General features: G+C 39.4%; 7 protein-coding genes. 5 read left to right on the forward strand and 2 right to left on the reverse strand.

Going from position 1 to position 8,327, the window contains the following annotated elements; translation table 11 throughout:
* Window positions 1-419: 419 nt before the first annotated feature.
* From CWB66_RS14415 to CWB66_RS14435, 5 genes are all read left to right on the forward strand, one after another.
* The gene (locus CWB66_RS14415; protein WP_077535400.1) at window positions 420-656 is read left to right on the forward strand and encodes a hypothetical protein; all 237 of its coding nucleotides are present in this window, start codon (window positions 420-422) and stop codon (window positions 654-656) included.
* A 78-nt stretch (window positions 657-734) separates the two neighbouring features.
* On the forward strand, window positions 735-1,982 hold the full coding sequence (locus CWB66_RS14420) for an exonuclease SbcCD subunit D C-terminal domain-containing protein (protein ID WP_138585913.1): 1,248 nt from the start codon (window positions 735-737) through the stop codon (window positions 1,980-1,982).
* On the forward strand, window positions 1,979-5,629 hold the full coding sequence (locus CWB66_RS14425) for an AAA family ATPase (RefSeq protein ID WP_138585914.1): 3,651 nt from the start codon (window positions 1,979-1,981) through the stop codon (window positions 5,627-5,629). The genes CWB66_RS14420 and CWB66_RS14425 overlap by 4 nt, the downstream gene beginning before the upstream one ends.
* Before the next feature lie 20 nt (window positions 5,630-5,649).
* The gene (locus tag CWB66_RS14430; protein WP_138585915.1) at window positions 5,650-6,306 is read left to right on the forward strand and encodes a class I SAM-dependent methyltransferase; all 657 of its coding nucleotides are present in this window, start codon (window positions 5,650-5,652) and stop codon (window positions 6,304-6,306) included.
* A 254-nt stretch (window positions 6,307-6,560) separates the two neighbouring features.
* Entirely contained in the window at window positions 6,561-7,019 is a 459-nt protein-coding gene (locus CWB66_RS14435) for a putative periplasmic lipoprotein (protein WP_138585916.1), read from the forward strand.
* Between the two features lie 124 nt (window positions 7,020-7,143).
* Here CWB66_RS14435 and CWB66_RS14440 read toward each other — a convergent pair whose 3' ends face one another.
* Both CWB66_RS14440 and CWB66_RS14445 read right to left on the reverse strand, forming a co-directional pair.
* The gene (locus CWB66_RS14440; RefSeq protein ID WP_138585917.1) at window positions 7,144-7,608 is read right to left on the reverse strand and encodes a GNAT family N-acetyltransferase; all 465 of its coding nucleotides are present in this window, start codon (window positions 7,606-7,608) and stop codon (window positions 7,144-7,146) included.
* Window positions 7,609-7,791: 183 nt separating this feature from the next.
* A complete protein-coding gene (locus tag CWB66_RS14445; RefSeq protein ID WP_138585918.1) occupies window positions 7,792-8,190 on the reverse strand; it encodes an ACT domain-containing protein in 399 nt (132 codons plus the stop codon).
* Window positions 8,191-8,327: the final 137 nt, after the last annotated feature.

The raw sequence follows: 8,327 nt of genomic DNA on the forward strand, positions 1-8,327 counted from the left end.
AAACGTATTAAATAACTCACTAACTACGTTAAAAATTATTTATATAGAACAACTATGTATCATAATTTTAGCTTTGTTACTGAGCTATTTTCTTATCGCTATAATAGATCACTAATTTAATGCAATTGGTATAACTACAAATTTGTAAATGTAATATCTGCATGCAATAAACAAGATGCGCTAAAAAGGTTCCCATCCATGCAAAAAAGTAATAAGAAACGCATTATTATTGGCGCAAATATTGCTGCAATCTCAATAATATTGGCTATTTACACGATAAATTAAAAATAGTTAATATTTTTATTGATCTTTAATGCTGTTTGTATTTAAAATCGCCCACCCTTTTATTTGAGGCAAATAAATTCGTCACATTTACCCTCAAATAAATATAGATTAGTAGCAATAAATGCGGTGGACTCATGGATTTTTATATCCTAAAAAAACAACAAGAACTAATTGCAATTCCAGCAAATGAGAACAATTGCAAAGAGTATCTTGATTCTGGTTATTTCTACATTGATAAAGTAGCGGCTTGTAACGAAACTAATGCGTTAAAAGCATTACAAACAAAACAAACCAGAACATTGAAAATTCCATTACTGGTAGCATTTTTAACATTACCGGTTATTTTTGCCGCTTGGTACAGTTTAACCTAAGTTAAAGGCTACCCTAGGCTTGCATCTTTAAATGCCTTGGGTATATTGGCGCTCTTATTGGTTTTTTAAGAGCGCAGCATGAAAGTCCTCCACACCTCAGATTGGCACCTTGGCCAACAATTTTATGAACACGACCGCCGTGTTGAACATCAAGCTTTTTTCACTTGGTTATTAGCCACTCTTGTTGAACAACAAATAGACTTACTTTTAGTTGCTGGCGACATTTATCATACAGCAACACCCAGTGCTAACGCCGAGAACCAATTATACCAATTTATTAAAGACGCAAAAAAACAGTGCCCAGAACTACACGTAATTATTATTGCCGGCAACCATGACTCTGCAAATCGTATTTTGGCCGCGCAACCATTGCTTGCTCAGTTTGATACTCACGTAGTAGGGCGCTTTGATGTCGCAACACCTAATAAAGCAGTTATTACCATAAATACCAATGGTAAACGTGCTGTAATCGTCGCTATGCCTTTTTTGCGCGCAAGCGATGTAAGTTCAATTAGCCAAACTCAAAACGGTTCTAGCTATGCACAAGGCGTTGCAAAAGCTTACGAACTTGCCCTAGAGCATGCAGCTCATATAAATGAGCAACACTCACCATTAATAGTTATGGGGCACTTACATGCAAAAGGCGGGGATATTTCCAGTGATTCTGAGCGTAACTTAGTAATAGGTGGTGAAGAGTCTATTTCAGCCAATGTATTTGGTAAACAAGCCAACTACGTCGCCCTTGGTCATTTACACAAAGCGCAACAAGTCGCTAAAAGTGATGTTATTCGTTACAGTGGCACACCAATACCTATGTCGTTTTCAGAGCGTAATTACACGCACCAAGTAAATGTTGTTGAGTTTATAACTGATAAAAAACAACATATTAGTACGACTGTAAACCCCCTTTACATTCCACGCTCTGCCGATGTAATTGTTTTACCAAAAGGGGAGTGTGTACCATTAAGCGAACTATGCGAGCAAATTAAAGCGCTCGACACCGCACAAAATACAATAGCGCCTTATTTACGTGTAAAGCTAAAATCAAGCGATACCGACACCACCTTCAGAGAACAAATAGAACAAGCACTTGAAGGCAAGCATATTAAATTTTGTGGTATTGAACGCGTACGTGAGCAATCCGCTAATAATGAAGATGACACCGTATTTGAAGATTTAAGCGAAGTTGAAATGCTCAATCCACTTAATTTATTAGAACAAGCATTTGCAAACGATAAAGACATGGCAGGGCAAAGTGTTCCCGACGAACTAAAAGCACTTTTAAGTGACGTGATCAACGAGCTTACGGAGCAAGAGCAACTATGAAAATAACCGCAGTTCGTATTTATAATTTAGCCTCTATTGTTGACGCTGAAATAGACTTTACTAAGGCCCCATTAAAAGATGCAGGCTTGTTTGCGATAACAGGCGATACCGGTGCAGGTAAAAGTACCTTTTTAGATGCTATTTGTTTAGCGCTTTATACTAAAACTGCACGTTTACGTGGCGATAAAGGTAATCTAATTGAATTTAACGGCGACAGCATAAAGCTCAATGACGCGCGTAATTTACTGCGCAGGGGTACCTGGGAAGGCTACGCCGAGGTTGACTTTTTAGGACAAGATAAACAGCTTTATCGCGCGCGCTATACAATTTCACGCACTCATAAAAAGGTAACTGGCAAACTTAAAGTAGCAGAGCACACCTTAGTAACTTTGCCAGACGAAATCCTTATAGCTGACAAAAGTCACACAATAAAAGAAGTAGAGAGCAAAATAGGGCTTAACTTTGAGCAGTTCTCCCGTGCCGTACTTTTAGCACAACATGAGTTTGCTGCATTTTTAAAAGCCACTGGCGATGAGCGAGCGCAACTTTTAGAGTGCTTAACAGGCACCGATAAATTTAGCCGTATTGGCGTGCGTATTTTTGAACGCCACAAAGAGCAAGTAGCAAAGCTTGAAGCCCTTAAAGCAGGCCTTCAAAGCTATACCTTATTAACGAGCGATGAACTTGAGCTTCAACAAACCAAGTTAACCGATTTAAAAGCGCAAACCGAAGACACTAAAAAAGAGCTAACCAAAACCGAAAAAGCACTTAACTGGTATCAACAAGCTACAGTGCTTGAGCAAAATTTACTGCAAGCACAGCAAACCCAGCAACAAGCAAGCTCAGCGCTTGAAAGTATTACCTCACAAAGCGAGCAGGCAAAACAAGCTAAACAAGCGCTTGAAATAAAAGACAACCGCAGCCGTTTTACTTTGTTAACCGATCAAAATACGGCGCAAAATCAGCAAATTTCATCGCTTAAAAGTGTTGATCATTTAGAGGTCATTAACGAGCGTAATACAGCACTTGTTAAGCATACCGAGCTGCTTAATAACGCCAATGAGCAAAAACAAAATGCAGCGCCCGTTATCGCTAAAGCGCGAGAGCTCGACAGTAACATTGCCTTGCAAGATCAAGCTGTAAAAGGTACTGAGTCGCAAATAACCAAAGAGCAATCTCAGTTTGATGATCTCAAACAACAGCTTAAACAAAGCAATAACGAGCTTGAACTCGCTAATACCGACTCAACTAAAAGCCAGCAATGGCTTAATGAGCATGCACAGCTGCATGTTTTAGCAAAAGACTGGAGCTACTATCAGCAAAGCTTTAATACCTACTTAAATGCACAGCAGCAATTGACCGCAAACCTTACGCAAAGCCAAACTCTTAATAGCGAGCTTGCAAATCAGAACGAGCGTTTAAATACGCAAAATAATAAAGTACAGCAGTGCGAGGTGGCACTTAGTGGTGAGCAATCAACTTTACAGGCATTAAATACTCAGCTTAATGAATTTAATGCAGAGTACTGCGACGCTCAGCTAAAAAGTATCGATTACTTAAAAGAGCAGCGAGAGCGTTACGGGCAATTTAACGCAGAACTAAAACAAAGCACTCAACGCCAACAAGTGCTCAATCAGCAGTTAAATGAAAGCCAGCAAGCCCATGTTTTACTTAATCAGCATTTAATAACCAGCGAGCAAGCGCTTAAAGGCAACGAGTACGCACTTAACCAAGCGCGTTTAAGAGCCAGCGAAAACGTAGAGCATTTACGCACTGAGCTTCGCCCTAATGAGCCTTGTTTAGTGTGCGGCGCAACTGAGCACCCGTATGCGGCAAATCAAAATCAGCAATTAAATAACTTAATTACTGATTTTGAAAATGCTTTTAATGCCGCTAAAAAGCAATTTGACCATGCACAAAGCGAGCTGCATAAGCATCAAACTCAACATGCCGTATTAACTGCTGAACACGGACAACTTGAGCAAGTAATACAAACGGCAAAAGCCAAACAGCTCGACATTAAAAATACCATGCAAGGCGCACGTAGTGAGCTTAACGACTTAACGCCTGATCAGCTTGAAGTGACTTATAATCAATTAACGCAGCAAAAAGCGCAATACTTTGAGCAGCAAAAACGCCAACGTACACTGCAAACTAAAGTAAATGAGCTGCAGGTAGCACTTAAAGCAGAGCAGCAAGCACAACAGCAACTTAGTAATAAACACCTTGAGCTTACACACAATCAAAACCAGTTAACGAGTAAGCATAGCGAGCTAAGTGCGCAAATTAACGAGCTGGGTACAACGCTCAATAATCAATTTGAAAACAGTGGTTTTTGGCAGCAATTACAAGCCAATACGCTTGAACTTACCGAGCTGAACGAGCAGGTTACGCAGTATCAGCAAACTCAAACGCAACTTGAACAAAGCCAAAAGCGCCAAGACACAGCTAGTGAGCAAATAAAGCAGCTTACCCCGCTTGTTAGTAAAAGCGAGCAATCATTAAAAGCACTTAATGAAGAGCTTGTAAAAGCTAAAGCGCTATTAGACGCTGTAAAAAGTGAGCGCTTGGCTTTATTTAATAATGAGCAAATAAGCGCAGACGACTACCAAGCAAAAATTATAAGTGAGCAAGAGCAAAGCCAAACGCAAGTTCAAGCGAGTCAAAAAGGCTATGACGACGCTATAAAACAACGAGATGAGCACGCTATAACGCTTAAAAATGTAGAGCAACGCTTGCTTGAAAACAGCCAAGAGCTAGCAACGCTTGAGGCACGTTATAACCAGTGGTTTACTGACTTTAAAGCGCAATACAGCAATGCAACGCATGAACAGGTCAAAATTTTACTAACGCTCAGTAGCGAGACTATTAAAGCGCATTTAAATCAACACGAGCAGTTAACTCAAGCGTTAACAGATGCAAATGCCGCATTAAAACAGCAGCAACTTACACTTGAAAAACACAACAGTAGCGATAAACCAACACAAAGTGCAGAGGCTTTAAGTACGCAATTAAGCAGCTTAAATGAGCAACAAACGCAGCTGCAAAATTCATTACTAGCAACTAATACCGCTATTGAGCAACACAACCAAAATGCGAAAGCGCTTGAAGGCAAACAAGCTGAGTTAACTACGCTTAAAACACAGGTAGAGCAGTGGCACTTGCTTAATAAAGTATTGGGCGATGCAACGGGTAAAACCATGCGTAACTTAGCACAAACACAAACGTTAAAAATATTACTGCACTATGCCAACAGCCACTTAAAAACACTAAACAAACGCTACGAATTAACCGCCATAGCGCAAACGCTCGACATTGCTATTATCGACCGCGACATGGCCGACGAGCAACGCTCTGTTAATACACTCTCAGGCGGTGAATCGTTTTTAGTATCGCTAGCGCTTGCGCTTGGTTTAGCATCGCTTTCATCAAACAAAGTACAAATCAATTCTTTGTTTATTGACGAAGGGTTTGGTACGTTAGACAGCGAAACCCTAAGCATTGCAATGGACGCTTTGGATTCTTTGCAAGCACAGGGCAGAAAAGTAGGCGTTATTTCGCACGTTAGCGAAATGAGTGAACGCGTAGCCACGCAAGTACATGTAAGTAAAAGACCAGGTGGATACTCCACCGTTGAAGTTTTATAACAAATTAGTAGGAGTTTAAAGTGCCAACATTTACAGGCGAAGAAGCAACTCAGTACGATAGCCGCATTACCCGTTTAGTACCTGGTTACGAGCTATTACATCAACTTACTAATGCACAATTACAAGCAACGCTGAGCGACAATGCACATGTTTTAGTAGTAGGGGCAGGCACAGGCAAAGAAGTACTTGCACTGGCTGCACTAAACCCTACATGGCAATTTACTGCGCAAGATACATCAGCCGATATGCTTGCTATCGCACAGCAGCAATTTGATGAACAAGGCATAACAAACCGAGTGACTATTCATAGCGGTTCAGTTGAGACGTTAAACACACAAGCTGATGCCGTTTTATGTTTACTCGTTATGCATTTTTTAGAAGATAACGGCGATAAAAAAGAGTTATTAAAAGCAATTAAAGGAAGCCTTAAAAAAGACGCAAACCTTTATATTGCCGATTTAATGCGCCCCGAAACTTCATTTGAGCGCGAAGCCCAGCTTACAACGTGCGCGCAATTGGGTTTAACCGAAACAGGTAAAACACAAACAGGGCACGACTTAGAAAATGAGTTTTACCCGCTTGATAGAATGCGCTTTAGCGAACTGCTAAATGAGTGCAAATTTGGCATTCCGAAGCTGTATTTTAAAGCGTTAGGTTTTAGTGGGTATGTAGTTTAACGTTGTATTAAATTTGTACAATACCAAACAAGCTAAATAAGCACTCGCTCTTTAGCTTCAATTGAAACACCGAACTAACAAGTTCGGTGTTTTACATAAACCTTGCTACAAACTATTACAACTTCTAACAGCAACCCACAAAAATCACACATATTTTTCGTTTCTTTAAGTCTATTATTTTCACCATCAATATGACTGATACCAATAATTAATCAGACCTCAGGTTAGTTAAGTTGGTACTAAAGAGAAACATTATGAAAAAATATTTAATCGCTGTATTACTACTCTCTGGTTGTGCTTCACAAGGTGTTGACCGTAACAATCAAAATCATATCGTTAAGCGCTACTATGCATCATTGCAATCAGTTCAAAAAGTGACTCTCTCATCAGAGGTGGGAACAGGTATTGCTGCTGGGGCAGGGTTTGGTTTAGTTGATAGCTTAGATGGTAATACTGAAGACATGGTGGGTGGAGCAATCGTTGGTGGCCTAGTTGGAGGTTTGTTTACTGCTCTATTTGAAGGCGGTAACACAGCATATCAATATAATTTATATGCCGCTAAAGAAGGGGAGTTTACTGTTATTCAAAAACAAAAACTCGATAACAGTACGCAATGTGTAGTAGTAAACGCAGGCGAAAAAGTAATGCTTGAGCCTGTAGACAATAAATATTGTACACCAAACCTAATCACCAATAAAACGGCTGGTATTTAATAGTATTAGCCATTTTATTTAAGATTATTTAAGAGCTCAGTAACTCGTTAAGCATTTAAAATACAACCTAGTGAGAGATAGAATCTTGAACGCCCTCCAGTGCTGAGCACTGCATATTACTTGACTATTTTATGCGGTTTAATCTATTAAGCTTTATTTGCATGGGCTGATATATTAGCCCCGCAGATTCAGAAATATCTCCTACACGTTCGAACCCGTAATTAAGATAAGCTTGTACCGAAGTTAAAGAGGCACTTACTGTTATTGTGTCACTTCTAGCATGTGCGAGCACTCTTAAAATCAACGATTTACCGATCCCCTTTTTTTGACAACTAGGTGCAACAAAAAGCATCGCAATATGACGACCGGCTTTGAGCTCTATAAACCCAACTACCTTACTATTACTCTCGTAAACATACATTTCATTGTCTGCCGCCATACGAGTTTCTAAATTGTCTAAAGATATAATGCTTTGAAACGTCTTAATACCTTCAGCTTGAAGTGTAGGTGCCACAGAGCTCATAAATGCATCAGCACATACAGTTCTAATGGAATATAGATCCATTGAGCAAACTTTTCTTATAAACATTACAGAGCCTTTTAAACTTAACTAATTTTAAAAACTATTTTTTCTTATAGCTAAACCATATCCGAGTTTATTTATTGATTCAATTACTTAGTTGTCTCTACATTAGGATGTGGTTATTCCCCATAAATAGGCTCTGCCTTGCCTAAACACCAAACAGTCTGCTGCAACATCAATCACGAAAGGTCAACACGCCATAATCTCTTTTAGCGCATCCAACGCAGCTTGTGCTTTGTCTGTTTGTACAAAAATATGGTCGTGATAAAACGCAGCGACTACATTAGCACTTATATTATGCTCAGTTAGCTTTGCAGATACTGCAGCGGTTAAACCGACTGCCTTTAAGCTTGAATGTACGTTAAGGGTAATTAAATTATATTTACCTTCGTAGGTAATACCTGCTTTATCGGCGGTTTCAGCTTTTAAAATAAGGGTTAGCCCTTCTTCTTCAACATAAGTAGCAAGTGGCTCTAAATGAGCATAGTCAGCCAATTTCCCTGCTAAGCAACAAAAAATATACTCGCCTTGCTTAAGCGCTGGCTGCATTGATTTTAATAATTCGTTTAACTCTAAAATTCCGGCCATGGTCGTTCCTTACAATGTGTTATTTAACCTGAACTCTGGTTAAGATATTTACTCACACATTGAATTATTTTGATATTTAAATTTATTTTCTCTAGCCAGAGATTTTCAGCTAAAGCAAGGCGAATTTACGCGTCAAT

This window comes from Pseudoalteromonas sp. S558 (genome assembly GCF_005886635.1).
Lineage (GTDB): Bacteria > Pseudomonadota > Gammaproteobacteria > Enterobacterales > Alteromonadaceae > Pseudoalteromonas > Pseudoalteromonas aliena.

Coding starts and splice junctions, on each gene's coding strand:
- CWB66_RS14415 (WP_077535400.1), top strand. CDS start 420: ATGGATTTTTATATCCTAAAAAAACAACAAGAACTAATTGCAATTCCA.
- CWB66_RS14420 (WP_138585913.1), top strand. CDS start 735: ATGAAAGTCCTCCACACCTCAGATTGGCACCTTGGCCAACAATTTTAT.
- CWB66_RS14425 (WP_138585914.1), top strand. CDS start 1,979: ATGAAAATAACCGCAGTTCGTATTTATAATTTAGCCTCTATTGTTGAC.
- CWB66_RS14435 (WP_138585916.1), top strand. CDS start 6,561: ATGAAAAAATATTTAATCGCTGTATTACTACTCTCTGGTTGTGCTTCA.
- CWB66_RS14440 (WP_138585917.1), bottom strand. CDS start 7,608: ATGTTTATAAGAAAAGTTTGCTCAATGGATCTATATTCCATTAGAACT.
- CWB66_RS14445 (WP_138585918.1), bottom strand. CDS start 8,190: ATGGCCGGAATTTTAGAGTTAAACGAATTATTAAAATCAATGCAGCCA.